This window comes from Pseudomonas sp. WP18 (assembly GCF_036689585.1).
GTDB lineage: Bacteria > Pseudomonadota > Gammaproteobacteria > Pseudomonadales > Pseudomonadaceae > Aquipseudomonas > Aquipseudomonas chlororaphis_E.
The window spans coordinates 2,324,415-2,338,881 of the sequence record NZ_CP144758.1 but is presented as its reverse complement, the minus strand read 5'-3'; the positions used below and the strand labels follow the sequence as shown (position 1 = coordinate 2,338,881).

Here is a 14,467-nt window from a genome sequence, read left to right as displayed (position 1 = left end):
GTGGCGATTCAATTCATGACCCGCGCCAACGCGCCCTCGAGAATCTGCAGCGCTTCGTCGACCTGCGCCTCGTCGGTCACCAGCGGCGCCAGGAAGCGCAAGACGTTGCGGTAGACCCCGCACTTGATCACCAGCAGCCCGCCCAGCCGGGCCTCGTCGATCAGCCGCTGGTTCAACTCGGCATCCGGCGTGCGGGCTTCGTCGTCCTGGATCAGCTCGATCGCCAGCATGAAACCGCTGCCGCGCACGTCGCCGATACGCGGGTAGCGGGCCTGCAAGCGCAACAAGCCCTGGCGCAGGCGCTCGCCCAGGGCTTCGCCACGGGCCAGCAGATGCTCCTGCTCGTAGGCGTCGATCACCGCCAGCGCCGCCGCGCACGACAGCGCGTTGCCGCCATAAGTGCCACCCAACCCGCCCGGCAGCGGCGCATCCATGATCTGCGCCTTGCCGACCACGCCCGACAAGGGCAAGCCTCCGGCCAGGCTCTTGGCGACGGTGACCAGGTCCGGCTGGATCCCGGCGTGCTGGTAACCGAACCATTTACCGGTGCGACCGAACCCGGTCTGGATCTCGTCGAGGATCAGCACGATACCGTGCTTCTCGGTCAGCGCCCGCAGCGCCTGGAGGAACTCGGCGGGGGCCGCGAGGAAACCGCCGTCGCCCTGCACCGGCTCGATGATGATGGCGGCGACGCGCTCGGGCGCCACTTGGGTCGCCAGCAATTCGTCCAGGGCCTGGAGCGCCATCTCGCTGGTAACGCCGCGATAGGCATTCGGATAAGGCGTGTGGAAGACCTCCGGGGCGAACGGTCCGAAGTTCTGTTTATACGGCTGGCTCATGCCGGTCAACGTGGTGCCGAGCAAGGTCCGGCCGTGGAACCCGCCGCGAAAGGCGATCACCGCCGAGCGTTGGGTGTGGGCCCGGGCGATCTTCACGGCGTTTTCCACCGCTTCGGCGCCGGAGGTGAAGAACGCCGCTTTATAGGCCTGCTCGCCGCCGATCATCCGGCACAGCCGCTGGGCCAGGTCGAGGTAAGGCGTGTAGGCCACGACCTGGAAGCAGGCATGGGACACCTTCTGCAACTGGGCCTGCACCGCCGCGACGACCTTGGGGTGGTTGTGGCCGATGTTCAACACACCGATACCGCCGACGAAGTCCAGGTAACGCTTGCCGTCCACGTCCCACAGTTGCGCACCCTGGGCCCGGTCGATCACCAAGGGGTGAGCGGTGACCAGGCCACGGGGCACGAATTGATCACGTTGACGGAGCAGACTTGGGGTTTCTTCGACTTTACTGTTCATTGGCATTTCCCATCGTGAGCCTCGCACCCGGGAAGCGGCTGCGGTGTGATCACAGGTTAAGCGTTCGACACGATTGTCTAAGCCGAACTTGGTCACTGAGAAATTCGGATCGACTGTTTACACGTCGGCAAACAGCAGAATCCGCCAAGGCGCCCCAGGCCCATCGAATCTGCCGCCCCGAGGGCCCTGCAACGCAGCGCCGGGTTTTATCGCCGCCCCTTTCGACAGATCCTGCTCCGCCGTTGAGGCATGCTTGAGGCTCCTTGATTTCAGGCGAGAAGCGATCCATGGCCCTGCTCTACAAAGCTGACCCGGTACGCGGTGAACACTGGCGACGGCTGTTCGCCGAACACGCGCCGGACATCCAATGGCGTGCCTGGCCAGACATCGGCGACCCTCGGGAAATCCGCTACCTCGCGGCCTGGCAGGCACCGGACGACATCCAGACACTGCTGCCGAACCTGCAAGTGCTGTTCGCCCTGTCGGCGGGGGTCGATCAGCTCAACCTCGACCGCTTGCCGGCCACGCTGCCGGTGGTGCGCCTGCTCGACCCGGGCATCACCCAGGGCATGTGCGAATACGCCAGCTTCGCCGTGCTCGGCCTGCACCGCGACATGCTGCGCTACCGCCAGCAACAGGCCCAAGGGAACTGGCAGGCGCACCGGCTGGTGCCCGCGCAACAACGCCGGGTCGGGGTCATGGGCCTGGGCTTGCAGGCACGGCAGATACTCACCACCCTGCAGGCCTTCGGCTTCGCCTTGTCGGGTTGGGCGCGTAGCGAACATCGCATCGACGGGGTGACCTGCTTTGCCGGCACCGAACAACTGCCGGCCTTTCTCGGCCAGTGCGACATCGTCGTGTGCGTGCTGCCGCTGACCGAGCAGACCCGTGGGATCCTCGACCGCTCGTTGTTCCAGCACCTGCCAAAGGGGGCCGCGCTGGTCAACATGGGCCGCGGAGGGCACCTGGTCGAAGCGGACCTGCTCCAAGCCCTGGCGAGCGGCCAATTGAGCGCTGCCGTGCTCGACGTCCTGGAACAGGAGCCGGCCCCGCCGGACCATCCGTTCTGGACTCATCCGCAGATCCTGCTGACGCCCCACATCGCCGCCATGACGCAACCCGACAGCGCCTTTGCGGGGTTGCTGGAAAACATTCGTCGGCATCAACGGGGCGAACCGATGCTGGGATGCGTGGACCGAGCGCGCAGTTACTGACCGCGACGGGCGCAAGGCCAGGCCGACAAGAGGCGTGCAGCCGTGGCAAGGCGCTTATCCCGCCGGGCTGCGCTGTTGCCCCACAGCACGCCAACTACCTCTGGCCTCCACCGAAGTGATAGCATTTAGCCTTCAACTTCTGATGGACCGCCTGCATGAATGAAGCTGCAAGGACGCTGATCACCTTGAACGGCGAACGCTATGTGTTCGAAAGCATCGCCGCCAAATGCGAGTTCATGAAAAACGAACTGAGCTTCTGGAAAGCGCAACATGAAGCGCTCCAGGTCAAAAATATGTCTGCGAAGCACCAAGCCTTCGAAAACCTGGCCAACAGCCTGGCCGTCCTCCGATACGAGATCGAGGTCAATGAGAACGACTTTATCTACGATGACCAGCCCGAAGAGAGACTCTCGGATGTCTGGCTCTACAGCGAGTCCCCCGCAACGCGCAAATGGCTGGAGTTGCACGCACAACAACCGGGGGTGGCGGAAGGCTTCTATGACGGGATCTTCCTTGGAAAAAGCGAGCACCTGGATTCATTCGATCACCTGACGGGCTACCTGGCGGCTTATGAGTTCAAGCTGCCCCTGGAAAGCGCCTTCGCTGGCCGTGCCGCTGCGCAAACCTTGGCCCTGCGCGACGTCCATTCCAAGTTCTTCAAAGCCAAAGCCAGGCTCACCCGCAAAGCTGAAAAAGAGCTGAATACGTTTTCCGACTGGCACAAGACCGAAAAAGAGGACTGGACCCAGCGTTTCACCACGCTGGAAGCCACCTACCGGGAAAAGCTGCGTCTGGAGGGACCGGCCACCTACTGGGCGAAGAAAGCCAGCGAGCACCAGACCCGCGGCTACATCTGGACCGGCGTGCTCGGCGTCATCCTGTTCGTCTCTGTCATCTGGCTATGGACGTCTTTCAACATCTGGTTGAGTGGCGCGCGGACTCCGGTGGGGCTCAGTCAGATTGAAGGCGCGCTGATTTTCGTCTCGCTCCTGTCGACGCTGGCCTTTACCGTCAGGACGCTCTCCAAGCTGATCTTCAGCGCGTTTCACCTGCAACGGGATGCCGAGGAACGAGAACAGCTCACGCACCTGTACCTGTCCTTGAACAACGACACGCAAGTGGACGAAGAGTCGCGAAAGATCATCCTGCAGTCGCTGTTCAGTCGTTCGGAAACCGGGCTCATCTCCAACGAGTCCGGCCCGACCATGCCTGGGCTGACCGACCTGTTGTCGACCTTGAAAAAAGGCTGATCGCCCGCCCAAAGGCCCGTCGCGTGACAGGCGATACACGGCAAGCCCCGCGTCGGGCCACTGAAAAATGGCCCGGTATTTACTGCTGGCCAAGCCGCGCATTTGAGCAAGAAATGTGGCGGCAAAAGCCCCGGCTTACCTAACCTGCCGAATCAATTGCTGGCGCTTGTCAGGGCCCGTTGCAGGTGAGATACAAGCACCAGCAGCGGTTGAATCCGCCCCCATCAAGCACCTTTTCCAGCGGTGACTCGCCATGTCCAATGCGCAACGCCCCACCTATTCCTACCGTTCCATGACGGCCGCCGATGTCCCTTCGGCGCACGCATTGTCGGTGCAGTTGAAATGGCCTCATCGGCTGGAAGACTGGGCCATGTTGCAGCGTGTCGCCCACGGGTTCGTCGTGGAAGACCAAGGCCGCGTGATCGGTTCGGCCTTCACCTGCCCTCAGGGCGGCCATGCCACCATCGGCCTGGTGATTGTCAGCGACGAGTACCAGGGCCAGGGAATCGGGCGCAAGTTGATGGAACTGGCCATCGAGGCCTGCGGCACGCGGACGGCCATCCTCAATGCCACGCTGGCCGGCGCGCCGTTGTATGCCAGCCAGGGTTTCGTCGACTTCGGGCATGTCCAGCAGCATCAAGGGCAGGCGCGGGTGCCGGCCCTGCAAGCATTGGCCGCCGGTGAGCATTGCCGGGCGTTGACCAGCGCCGACAACGCCCGCCTGATCCAACTGGCCAACGCCGGCAGCGGGCTGGATCGGGAAGCCCTGCTGACGGACCTGTTCGAGGTCGTCGAGCATTCGGTGGGCATCGAACGCGACGGCCAGTTGTGCGCCTTCGCCCTGTTGCGCCCCTTTGGCCGTGGCCGCTGCATTGGCCCGGTGGTGGCGCAAACCGCCGAGCAGGCCCGGCACTTGATCACTCAATTGCTGGCCCGGGTGCCGGACGCCTTCGTGCGCATCGACATTCCCGTCCACACGGGCCTGGCGCCCTGGCTGGAAGACGCCGGGCTCAAGCAGGTCGACAGCGTCGCCCAGATGGCCCGGGGCACGCCGCCACAGCCCAGCGGCGGCGTGCAGCAGTTCGCGCTGGCGACCCAGGCCGTCGGCTGAGCATTTACCGTTCCGAACAACATTCCAAGAGAATCATCGCCATGCTCGAACCCACCGCCATGCTGCTGGCCCACGCCGACGGCCGCCTCCCCTCGACCCCGTTCACCGAAGGCACCCTGGGGCCCAACGATCCGTTCGACAGGCTCATTGCCTACCATGGCGCGGATGGCATGGCGGCCGGGGTGGTCCGGGCGAGCGGACGATTGACCGTCGAGGATTACCCGTTCAGTGAAACGATCGTGGTGCACGCCGGCGACGTCACCCTGCGTAGCCCGGCGCACACGCTGCAGCTCAAACCAGGGGACAGCGCGGTGATCGGCCGCGGGACGTCACTGGAGGTCGAGGCACACCCTCAGTCGCTCTGGGCCTTCTGCGCCGATACGCAGGCGATCGACACGCGGATGCCCGTGCTCACGGCACTGCCCGCCCACACCCTGCTCTCGCCTTCGGCGGCGCCCGATGCGCAGATCCTGCTCAGTGCCACGCCGCAATGTCGCTCGCACAATCTGTTCGTCGAGGAGGCCACCGACCTGCGCGTCGGCCTCTGGGATTCGACGCCCTACACCCGCGGCTCACGACCGCACAAGCTGCATGAACTGATGCACCTGCTCGAAGGCAGCGTCACCCTCCAAGTCGCCGATGGCCGCGAACTGCTGGTCGGCACGGGCGATACAGTGTTCGTGCCGCTGAATGCGCCGTGTGCCTGGAAGAGCCTGGTCTATGTGCGCAAGGTGTATGTCGTCAGGTAGGACAGGTTGAATCCCCCCCGCCCCACCCACAGGGTTTACCTGCGCAGTCCCATAAAAAAGCCCGCAGTGTGCGCGGGCAAAGGTGCTGCGAGTGGATGGCGTTCAATCGGCCCGGAGCGCCTCGGTAATCGCCCTGCCGACGTCCTGGGTCGAGCCCTGGCCGCCCAGGTCGGGGGTGATCGGGCCTTCGGCGATCACCTGCTCGATGGCCTTGAGAATGCCGTCGTGGGCGGCGCGGTAACGTTCATCGCCGTTGCCGAGGAAGTCGAGCATCAATGCCCCGGACCAGATCATCGCGATCGGGTTGGCGATGTTCTGCCCATAGATGTCCGGCGCCGAACCATGCACCGGTTCGAACAGTGACGGAAAGCGCCGCTGCGGATCGAGGTTGGCCGAGGGCGCGATGCCGATGGTGCCGGCACAGGCCGGACCCAGGTCGGAGAGGATGTCGCCGAACAGGTTGGACGCCACCACCACGTCGAACCGATCCGGTTGCAGGACGAAACGCGCGCACAGGATATCGATGTGTTGCTTGTCCCATTGGACCTGCGGGTACTGCTCGGCCATCAGCGCCGTGCGCTCATCCCAGTAGGGCATGCTGATGGAGATGCCGTTGGACTTGGTCGCCGCCGTCAGGCGCTTGCGCGGCCGGGCCTGGGCCAGGTCGAAGGCGAACTTGAGGATGCGATCGACACCGCGCCGGGTGAACACCGACTCCTGGAGTACGAACTCGTGCTCGGTGCCTTCGAACATCTTGCCGCCGACGGAAGAATATTCGCCCTCGGTGTTCTCGCGGATCACCACGAAGTCGATGTCCCCCGCTTCGCGTCCGGCCAGGGGGCACGGCACGCCGGGGAACAGGCGCACCGGGCGGATGTTCACGTACTGGTCGAAGTCGCGGCGGAACTTGAGCAGCGAGCCCCACAGCGACACATGGTCCGGGACCTTGTCCGGCCAACCCACGGCGCCGAAGTAGATCGCGTCGAAGCCCTTGAGGCGCTCGAACCAGTCGGCGGGCATCATCTGCCCGTGCTCCAGGTAGTAGTCGCAGTGGGCCCAGTCGAGCACTTCGATGCTCAGCGCCAGCTGCCATGTTTTTGCGGCCTGCTCCAGTACCCGCAATCCTTGCGGCAGGACTTCCTTGCCAATGCCATCGCCGGCAATGGCGGCGATTCGAAAGGGTCTATTCATCTATCGTGGCTCCACGGTGTTGGTTCGAACGGTGACCGGCTCACAGCCCACCGATGTGGAAGGCTTTGACTTCCAGGTATTCATCCAGGCCGTACTTGCTGCCTTCGCGTCCCAGGCCGGATTGCTTGACCCCGCCGAACGGCGCGACCTCCATGGAAATGATCCCGGTATTGAGGCCGACCATGCCGAACTCCAGCGCTTCCCCGACCCGCCATGAGCGGCGCAGGTCCTGGGTGAAGTAGTACGCCCCCAGGCCATAGGGGGTGGCATTGGACAGGGCCAGGGCTTCTTGCTCGGTGCTAAAGCGCATCAGCGGCGCCACCGGGCCGAAGGTTTCTTCGCTGGCCAACAACATGCCGGCGTGGGCCTCCCCCAGCACCGTCGGCTGGACGAACTGGCTGTCGCCGTCAGGCACGCCCCCACACAGCAGCCGAGCACCCTGGCTCAGGGCATCGTCAATGTGCCGGGCAACCTTGTCGACCGCGGCCGGATTGATCAGCGGGCCGATCGTCACGTCAGCCTCCAGGCCACTACCAACCTTGAGCTTGCCCACCTCTTCCACCAGGCGCGCGGCGAAACGCTCGTAGATGCCGTCCTGCACCAGGATGCGGTTGGCGCACACGCAGGTCTGGCCGGCATTGCGAAACTTGCTGAGCATGATGCCGGCCACGGCTTGCTCCAGATCGGCGTCGTCGAACACGATGAACGGGGCATTGCCGCCCAGTTCCAGGCTCAGGCGCTTGATGTGCTCGGCGCTCTGGCGCATCAGCAAACGGCCGACGGCGGTTGAGCCGGTGAAGGAAATCTTGCGCACGACCGGGTTGCTGGTCAGCGCTTCGCCGATGGCCGTGGGCAGGCCGGTGACGACGTTGAACACCCCGGCCGGAATCCCCACCCGCTCGGCCAGCAGCGCCAGCGCCAGCGCCGACAACGGGGTCAGGTCCGACGGCTTGACGATCACCGGGCAGCCCGCCGCCAGGGCCGGCGCACATTTGCGGGTGATCATCGCGTTGGGGAAATTCCACGGTGTGATGGCCGCGCAGACGCCCACCGGCTGCTTGAGCGTGAGCAGGCGCCGGTCGCCGCTGGGTGTCGGGATGGTCTCGCCGTACACCCGGCGGGCTTCCTCGGCAAACCATTTGACGAAACTGGCGCCGTAGCGAATTTCGCCTTTGGCTTCGTTCAGCGGCTTGCCCTGTTCACAGGTCATGATCAGCGCCAGGTCGTCGAGGTTGTCGATCATGGCTTGGTACCAGCGCTCCAGCAGCGCCGCGCGCTCGGCGGCCGGGCGCGCACGCCAGGCTGGCCAGGCACGCTCGGCGGCCTCGATGGCGCGGTGGGTTTCGCCGCCCTGCATCGCCGGCACCCGCGCGAGGCACTGGCCGCTGGACGGGTCCAGCACGTCGAGGGTGGCCGCGTCATCAGCGGCGGCCCATTGACCATCGATGTAGGCGAGTTCTACCAGCAGGCTGGGATCTTTCAGGCGATTCTTGAGCATGGTCGTGTCCTGTTCCGAGGTCATTCCAGTCTAGGGAGATGCCACGGGGCAGGATGCTGAAAGGGTATTTTGGCGCAGTGTTGGATGCTGAAAATCGCGACGGGACGGCAGGCTCTACCGACCGCCGGAATCAACCTGATCCTGATGATTCCCCTTGTTGGAGAATCCCGAGTGGGGGCAAGCTCGCACAGTTGTTTTTGGGGTGGCTGCGATAATTGCGGCGAGCAGAAACCCTGTGGGAGCGGGCTTATCCGCGAAGGCGTCAGATCAGCTACCTAGGCAGCGGCTGACACACCATTTTCGCGAGCAAGCTCCCACAGAAATCTAGCGCTTGAGCGATCCCAGCAGCCCATCCAGGAATCGCTCGCCCGCTTCCATCTGGCTGATCTCGATGAACTCATCGGGCTTGTGCGCCTGTTCGATCGAGCCCGGGCCGCAGACCACCACCGGCACGTCCAGGCGTTGCTTGAACAGGCCGCCCTCGGTGCCGAAGGAGACCTTGGCGGTGCCGGTGTCCGGGGCGGCGAAGGCCTTGAGGAAACGCACCGCCTCGACGCTCGGGTGAGTGTCCAGGCCCGGGTAGACGTTCACGGTTTCGATCTCGATGGCCGCCACGCTGGACAACTGCCTGGCCTCCCTGACGATCAATTCGGCGTGTTCGCGCAACTGCTCCAGGAACCCGTCGAGGTCATCGGCCGGCAGGTTGCGCACCTCGAAATCCAGGGTGCACAGGTTCGGCACGATGTTCAGCGCCTTGCCACCGACAATCTGCCCCACATGCACGGTGCTGTAGGGCACGTCGTAATCCGCATCCTGCGCTCCGTGCGCCTGCAACCGCTGCTGGCTCTGGCGCAAGGCGGCGATGAAGTCGCAGGCCAGGTGGATCGCATTCACCGAGCGCGGCGCCAGCGACGAATGCGCCTCCAGGCCACGGCAGTAGGTGCGGTAGGAACCCTTGCCCTTATGGCCGAGCACGAACTGCATGTTGGTCGGCTCGCCGATCACACACAGGAACGGTCGCACCGGCGCCAGGTGCAGCACATCGAGCAAGCGTCGCACCCCCACGCAACCGATTTCCTCGTCGTGGGACAACGCCAGCTGCAACGGCCGGCTCAACGGATGCTCGGCTGCATCGAGCATGGCGTCGATGGCCAGGGCGATGAAGCCCTTCATGTCGCAGCTGCCACGGCCGTAGATCCGGCCGTCCCGCAGCGTCGCCTGGAACGCCGGGACCGTCCAGGCCTGCCCGGCCGCCGGCACCACGTCGGTGTGCCCGGACAACAGGATCCCCGGCAACTCCCGTGGCCCGGTGCTGGCGAACAGGTTGGCTTTCTTGCCGCTTTCATCCTCGACGATCAATGAATCGATGCCCTTGCTCAGCAACAGGTCGCGCACATATTCGATCAAGGCGAGGTTCGACTGCGAGGAGACCGTTTCAAAGGCCAGCAGGCGTTCGAGGATGGCCAGTACCCGAGGTTTCATGAGGCCTTGCTCCGTTGCTCGGCGGATGAGGCGAACCGGCGAATGGAAAACGGCTCGATGGAAGTGCTGGTGCTGCCGGTGCTGATCAGTTCGGCCATGACGTCGCCGACGCCCGGGCCGAGCTGGAAGCCGTGGCCGCTGAAGCCGAAAGCATAGAACAGACCGTCGACATTGCCGCTGCGACCCATCACCGGCAAAGCATCCGACAGGTAGCCTTCGATACCGCTCCACACCCGGATGATGTTGAGGTTGTCGATGCCCGGCACCAGGCGCCGCATCTGCTCCAGTTGGTTGAGGATGCTGCGCGGCTCGACGTAGGCCCGGCGGTTGAGCATGTCCGGCTTGCTGCGATATCCCCCGCCAATGATGATGTTGCCCCGCGGGATCTGGCGGAAGTAGATCACCTCTTCGGGGATTTTGGTGTACACGCCGATCACCGTCGGCAAGGCATACGGCACCGGTTCGGTGACGGCCATCTGCGGGCCGTTGGTTTCCAGGGGAACCGGTTCGCCGAATTGCGCCGAGAGCTTCTCGCCCCAGGCACCGGCGGTGATCAGCAACTGCGCGGCGCTGAACTGGCGGCCATCGGTGGTGGTCACGCCAAACCCGTCGCCACTCTTGTGCACTTCGGCCACCTCGGTGCGCTCTTCGATCCGCGCCCCGAGCCGCCGGGCCGCCCGCGCAAACGCAGGTGCCGCCAGGCGGGGGTTGGCATGCCCGTCGTGCGGCGCATAGGAGCCGCCCTTGACATCCTTGCCCAGAAACGGGAAGCGCTCGTGCAGGTCGGCGCCCCGGTAGATCTGCAAATCCAGCTGCGCCGCCTCAGGCGCCGCCGCGTAGGCTTGGAGCTCGGCAATTTCATCCTCGCGATAACACACGCGCATGTGACCGCTGGCGATGAATTCCAGGTCATCGTCGATCAACTCCGGCAGGCGCTTCCACAAGGCCCACGAACGGTTCGCCAGTTCCAACTGCCCGAGAAAACGCCCCTGGCGTCGCACATTGCCGAAGTTCACACCGCTGGCGTACTGACCGACCTGGTCACGCTCCAGCAGGATCACCGACTGCCCCCGCTGCCGCAGGAAAAACGCCGTGGCCGAGCCCATCAGGCCGCCGCCGACAATCACCACATCGGCTCGTTGCACCGTCATGGGGTTACCTCCCGGGTCAGCATCGAAAGCGGTTTCACCGGTGCCTGGCCACGTTGGCGCCCCACCTCCTGCACCGGGATGCCAGCGGCGGCGGCGATCACTTCGGCCCCGGCCTGGGAACAGTAACGACCCTGGCAGCGGCCCATGCCGACCCGGCTGAACGCCTTGGCCCGGTTCACTTCGCAGGCGCCCTTCTCGCTGACGGTGCGGCGCAACTCGCCGGCGCTGATCATTTCGCAGCGACAGACGATGGCCTCGTCCGGCAAGGCCCCGGCTTGTTCGGCAGGCCAGGGGAATGCCTCGGCCAGGCCCAGGCGAAACGCATCCATGACCTTGAGCGCACGCTGCTGATCGGCCAGGTGTGTCGCCTCCACCGGCTGCTGCAGGTCAGTGAGCAGCGCCATGGCGACCAGGCGACCGGCATGTTCGGCGGCATCGGCACCGCGGACCTTCGCCCCATCGCCGGCCGCGTAGACGCCACTGACCGAGGTCCGGCCCTCAGCGTCCGTGTCCAGCCACCATTGACTGCTCGCCTCGTCAAAGCGCAGGCGACAGCCCGCCAGGTCGGCCAGTTGGGTCTCCGGCCGCAGGTGGTAACCCAGCGCCAGCGCGTCGCATGCCACGGTCAACGTCTCGCCATTCGCGCGGCGCACCCGCACGCCGCTGACGCCACGGCTGGCCTCGCCGAGCACGCCGAGGGGAGAAATGCCCAGGTGCACCGGGATCTTCGCCCGATACAGTTGCGCCAGCAGTTTCAGCCCGGTGAACAGTAATCCCGGGCGTGCCATGAGCTTGGGCAAAGCCTTGAGCCGATGGCCCAGGGGCGAGGTGTCCAGCACCGCGGCCACCGAGGCCCCGGCTTTCACATACTGGCTGGCGACCAGGTACAGCAACGGCCCGCTGCCCATGAACACCACGCGATGGCCGATGGAAACGGCCTGGGCCTTGAGCGCGATCTGCGCCCCGCCGAGGCTGTAGGTGCCGCCCAGTTGCCAGCCTTCGACCGGCATCAAGCGGTCGGTGGCACCGGTGCAAAGAATCAGGGCGTCGTACTCCACCGTCGAATGCACGCCCTGGCCGACGCAACACAGCTGGCCCGGCGTCAGGTTCCAGACCAGGGTGTCCGGGCGATAGTCGATCTGCGGGCGCAGGCGATCGAAGCTGTCGTGCAAGGCCCTGGCCTTGTCCGCCTCGGTGCCGTACAGCGTCGCGTAGCTGCGAGTGAAGCCTTCGGGCTGGCGGCGATAGATCTGCCCGCCGTCGCGACGATTTTCGTCGATCAGGATCGGCCTGAAGCCCGCCGCCACCAGGGTCTCGGCGCACCGCACGCCGGCCGGGCCCGCGCCGACGATGGCAATTCGATGAGTGTTCATCCGCGCAGTGGCCATATCGCCTCCGGTTGCCGGGTGATGATGTCCAATCCTTCGCGCACTTCATTGGAACAAGCGCGCAGGCGCTCGCCGCCGCGGGTCCAGACCCAGCAATCCTGGCAGGCGCCCATCAGGCAGAAGCCGGCGCGGCTGCCGGGGTCGAACTCCGACTGGCGCAGCGCCGGGCCATGGGTCAACAGCGCGACCATCAGCGTGTCGCCCTGCAACGCCTCGATGGGTTCGCCATCGACCTTCAATCGGACAACGGGCCGGCCCTGTTCGGCCAACCTCACAAAACGCGCGTTCATGCGTAGGCTCCCACGATCATGCTGTTTGAATCCTGTTGGGTCTTGAGCAGCTCGCCGCTGTCGTGATGACAGAGCACTTCGCTGCCGCCGTCGATGATTCGTCGCGGCGGCGCGGTGCGATTGCACACGCCATCGACCCGCACCGGGCAACGTTCGAGAAAGGTGCACAACCCCGGCACATCGGCCCTCGGCCCCAGGGCGGGCAGCGAGCCGCAAGTCGTGGCGCCGCAGCTTTCCAGCCAGCCCTGGCGCATTTCTGGCACCGAATGGATCAACAGGTCGGTGTAGGGATGGAACGGCGCCTGGGCGAAGGCTTGCCGCGCACCGGCCTGGACCTTGTAGCCGCTGTACATCACCACGATGTCGTCGCACAGCGCCCGCACCGTGGAGATGTCATGGCTGATGAACAGGTAGGAAACCCCCAGTTGCTGGCGCAGGTCGCGCAGCAGTTCGAGGATCGCCGCGCCGACCACGGTGTCGAGGGCCGAGGTCACTTCATCGCACAGGATCAGGTCCGGCTTCGCCGCCAGCGCCCGGGCCAGGTTGACGCGCTGTTTCTGCCCGCCGGAAAGCTCGCCGGGGCGGCGTTCGGCCAAGTCCCGCGGCAGGCGTACCAGGTCCATCAGCTCACCGATACGCTCACGCAGGGCCGCGCCCTTGAGGCCGAAATACATCTTCAGCGGCCGACCCAGGATGGTGCTGATGCTGTGCATCGGATTGAGCGCGGTGTCGGCGTTCTGGAACACCATCTGGATCCGTCGGAACTGTTCATCGGTGCGCTCGGACAGGCTGCCACCCAAGGGTTGCCCGTCGAACGTCAGCCCGCCGACCGCCGGGGTCAGCAACCCCGCCACCACCCGCGCCAGGGTCGACTTGCCCGAACCCGACTCACCGATCACACCGATGGCCTGGCCCCGGCGCACCGTCAGGTCGATGTCCTCCAGGACGCGGATCGTCGGCATGCCGCGCGCATCCTTGTTGCCGTAGCCGGCGGTCAAGCCCTGGATGGTCAGCAGCGGCGTGTCTTGCGCCACGCCGCACGGCGGGCGCAGGGTCATGTCCGGTCGCGCCGCCGCCAACAGGCTGCGGGTGTAGGCGTGGGCCGGGCCCTTGAGCAACGGCGCGGTGGCGCTCTGCTCGAAGATCTGCCCGCCGTTGAGCACCACGATCTGGTCGGCCATCTGGGCCACGACGGCCAGGTCGTGGGACACGTAGACCGCCGTGGCGCCGCGCTCGCGCACCACGCGTTTGAAGGCACGCAACACATCGATCTGGGTGGTCACGTCCAGGGCAGTGGTCGGCTCGTCGAGCACCACCAGCAGCGGGTCGCTGATCAGCGCCATGGCCGCCATGACCCGCTGCAATTGTCCGCCGGACACTTGATGAGGATAGCGGCGGCCGATGCGTTCGGGGTTCGGCAACGCCAGGTCGCGAAACAACTCCATGGCCTTGGCTTCCAGCGTGGCCCGACTGCCCAGGCCATGGATCAGTGCCCCTTCCACCACTTGGTCGATCAACCTCTTGGCCGGGTTGAACGCCGCCGCGGCGCTTTGGGCGATGTACGAGACTCGGTTGCCACGCAAGCCCTGCAACTCGCTTTCGCTCAATGCGAGCATGTCGTGCTCGCCGATCTGCACCACCCCACCCGCCAGGCGACAGCCGCGCCGGGCGTAGCCGAGCAGCGCCAGGGCGATGGTGGTCTTGCCGGAGCCGGACTCGCCGATCAGGGCCAGCACCTCGCCTTTTTCCAGGGCGAAGCTCACGCCCTTGACGATCTCCACGTCACCGCGCTCGCCACTGGCGACCACCCGCAGGTTGTCGACTCGGATCAATTCACTCATA

12 protein-coding genes are annotated in these 14,467 nt (G+C 65.3%); 4 read left to right on the top strand and 8 right to left on the bottom strand.

Going from position 1 to position 14,467, the window contains the following annotated elements:
* Positions 1 to 8 precede the first annotated feature (8 nt).
* Positions 9 to 1,301: a 4-aminobutyrate--2-oxoglutarate transaminase gene (gabT, locus tag V5F23_RS10530; RefSeq protein ID WP_042730599.1), complete on the bottom strand. Its 1,293-nt coding sequence runs from the start codon at positions 1,299 to 1,301 to the stop codon at positions 9 to 11.
* Between the two features lie 287 nt (positions 1,302 to 1,588).
* On the opposite strand from gabT, the gene V5F23_RS10525 reads away from it, so the two are divergent.
* The 4 genes from V5F23_RS10525 to V5F23_RS10510 all read left to right on the top strand — a co-directional run bounded on the left by V5F23_RS10525 (position 1,589) and on the right by V5F23_RS10510 (position 5,625).
* Positions 1,589 to 2,515 (top strand): glyoxylate/hydroxypyruvate reductase A, encoded by a 927-nt coding sequence (locus tag V5F23_RS10525; RefSeq protein WP_042730600.1) that lies wholly within the window; start codon positions 1,589 to 1,591, stop codon positions 2,513 to 2,515.
* A 155-nt stretch (positions 2,516 to 2,670) separates the two neighbouring features.
* Positions 2,671 to 3,765: a DUF6161 domain-containing protein gene (locus V5F23_RS10520; RefSeq protein WP_052497383.1), complete on the top strand. Its 1,095-nt coding sequence runs from the start codon at positions 2,671 to 2,673 to the stop codon at positions 3,763 to 3,765.
* A gap of 253 nt (positions 3,766 to 4,018) precedes the next feature.
* Entirely contained in the window at positions 4,019 to 4,876 is an 858-nt protein-coding gene (locus tag V5F23_RS10515) for a GNAT family N-acetyltransferase (protein ID WP_123578795.1), read from the top strand.
* 41 nt (positions 4,877 to 4,917) lie between these two features.
* Positions 4,918 to 5,625, top strand: coding sequence for a cupin domain-containing protein (locus tag V5F23_RS10510; RefSeq protein ID WP_338498326.1), 708 nt, complete (start codon positions 4,918 to 4,920; stop codon positions 5,623 to 5,625).
* A gap of 102 nt (positions 5,626 to 5,727) precedes the next feature.
* Here the strand turns inward: V5F23_RS10510 and V5F23_RS10505 are convergent, their stop codons facing one another.
* From V5F23_RS10505 to V5F23_RS10475, 7 genes are all read right to left on the bottom strand, one after another.
* Positions 5,728 to 6,816 carry a tartrate dehydrogenase gene (locus tag V5F23_RS10505; protein ID WP_212803637.1) on the bottom strand — a complete coding sequence of 363 codons (1,089 nt, stop codon included), beginning with the start codon at positions 6,814 to 6,816 and terminating at the stop codon, positions 5,728 to 5,730.
* 40 nt (positions 6,817 to 6,856) lie between these two features.
* On the bottom strand, positions 6,857 to 8,314 hold the full coding sequence (locus V5F23_RS10500) for an NAD-dependent succinate-semialdehyde dehydrogenase (RefSeq protein ID WP_338498324.1): 1,458 nt from the start codon (positions 8,312 to 8,314) through the stop codon (positions 6,857 to 6,859).
* A gap of 324 nt (positions 8,315 to 8,638) precedes the next feature.
* On the bottom strand, positions 8,639 to 9,796 hold the full coding sequence (argE, locus tag V5F23_RS10495; RefSeq protein WP_042732804.1) for an acetylornithine deacetylase: 1,158 nt from the start codon (positions 9,794 to 9,796) through the stop codon (positions 8,639 to 8,641).
* Positions 9,793 to 10,947 carry an FAD-binding oxidoreductase gene (locus V5F23_RS10490; protein WP_123578792.1) on the bottom strand — a complete coding sequence of 385 codons (1,155 nt, stop codon included), beginning with the start codon at positions 10,945 to 10,947 and terminating at the stop codon, positions 9,793 to 9,795. The genes argE and V5F23_RS10490 overlap by 4 nt, the downstream gene beginning before the upstream one ends.
* The gene (locus V5F23_RS10485) at positions 10,944 to 12,335 is read right to left on the bottom strand and encodes an NAD(P)/FAD-dependent oxidoreductase (RefSeq protein WP_212803636.1); all 1,392 of its coding nucleotides are present in this window, start codon (positions 12,333 to 12,335) and stop codon (positions 10,944 to 10,946) included. The genes V5F23_RS10490 and V5F23_RS10485 overlap by 4 nt, the downstream gene beginning before the upstream one ends.
* On the bottom strand, positions 12,317 to 12,625 hold the full coding sequence (locus tag V5F23_RS10480) for a (2Fe-2S)-binding protein (protein WP_042729084.1): 309 nt from the start codon (positions 12,623 to 12,625) through the stop codon (positions 12,317 to 12,319). Before V5F23_RS10480 ends, V5F23_RS10485 begins: the two co-directional genes overlap by 19 nt.
* A complete protein-coding gene (locus V5F23_RS10475) occupies positions 12,622 to 14,466 on the bottom strand; it encodes an ABC transporter ATP-binding protein (protein ID WP_338498320.1) in 1,845 nt (614 codons plus the stop codon). The genes V5F23_RS10480 and V5F23_RS10475 overlap by 4 nt, the downstream gene beginning before the upstream one ends.
* Between the last annotated feature and the right edge of the window lies 1 nt (position 14,467).

Coding starts and splice junctions, on each gene's coding strand:
- V5F23_RS10490 (WP_123578792.1), bottom strand. CDS start 10,947: ATGACGGTGCAACGAGCCGATGTGGTGATTGTCGGCGGCGGCCTGATG.
- V5F23_RS10475 (WP_338498320.1), bottom strand. CDS start 14,466: ATGAGTGAATTGATCCGAGTCGACAACCTGCGGGTGGTCGCCAGTGGC.
- V5F23_RS10480 (WP_042729084.1), bottom strand. CDS start 12,625: ATGAACGCGCGTTTTGTGAGGTTGGCCGAACAGGGCCGGCCCGTTGTC.
- V5F23_RS10515 (WP_123578795.1), top strand. CDS start 4,019: ATGTCCAATGCGCAACGCCCCACCTATTCCTACCGTTCCATGACGGCC.
- V5F23_RS10510 (WP_338498326.1), top strand. CDS start 4,918: ATGCTCGAACCCACCGCCATGCTGCTGGCCCACGCCGACGGCCGCCTC.
- gabT (WP_042730599.1), bottom strand. CDS start 1,301: ATGAACAGTAAAGTCGAAGAAACCCCAAGTCTGCTCCGTCAACGTGAT.
- V5F23_RS10505 (WP_212803637.1), bottom strand. CDS start 6,816: ATGAATAGACCCTTTCGAATCGCCGCCATTGCCGGCGATGGCATTGGC.
- V5F23_RS10520 (WP_052497383.1), top strand. CDS start 2,671: ATGAATGAAGCTGCAAGGACGCTGATCACCTTGAACGGCGAACGCTAT.
- V5F23_RS10525 (WP_042730600.1), top strand. CDS start 1,589: ATGGCCCTGCTCTACAAAGCTGACCCGGTACGCGGTGAACACTGGCGA.
- V5F23_RS10500 (WP_338498324.1), bottom strand. CDS start 8,314: ATGCTCAAGAATCGCCTGAAAGATCCCAGCCTGCTGGTAGAACTCGCC.
- V5F23_RS10485 (WP_212803636.1), bottom strand. CDS start 12,335: ATGGCCACTGCGCGGATGAACACTCATCGAATTGCCATCGTCGGCGCG.
- argE (WP_042732804.1), bottom strand. CDS start 9,796: ATGAAACCTCGGGTACTGGCCATCCTCGAACGCCTGCTGGCCTTTGAA.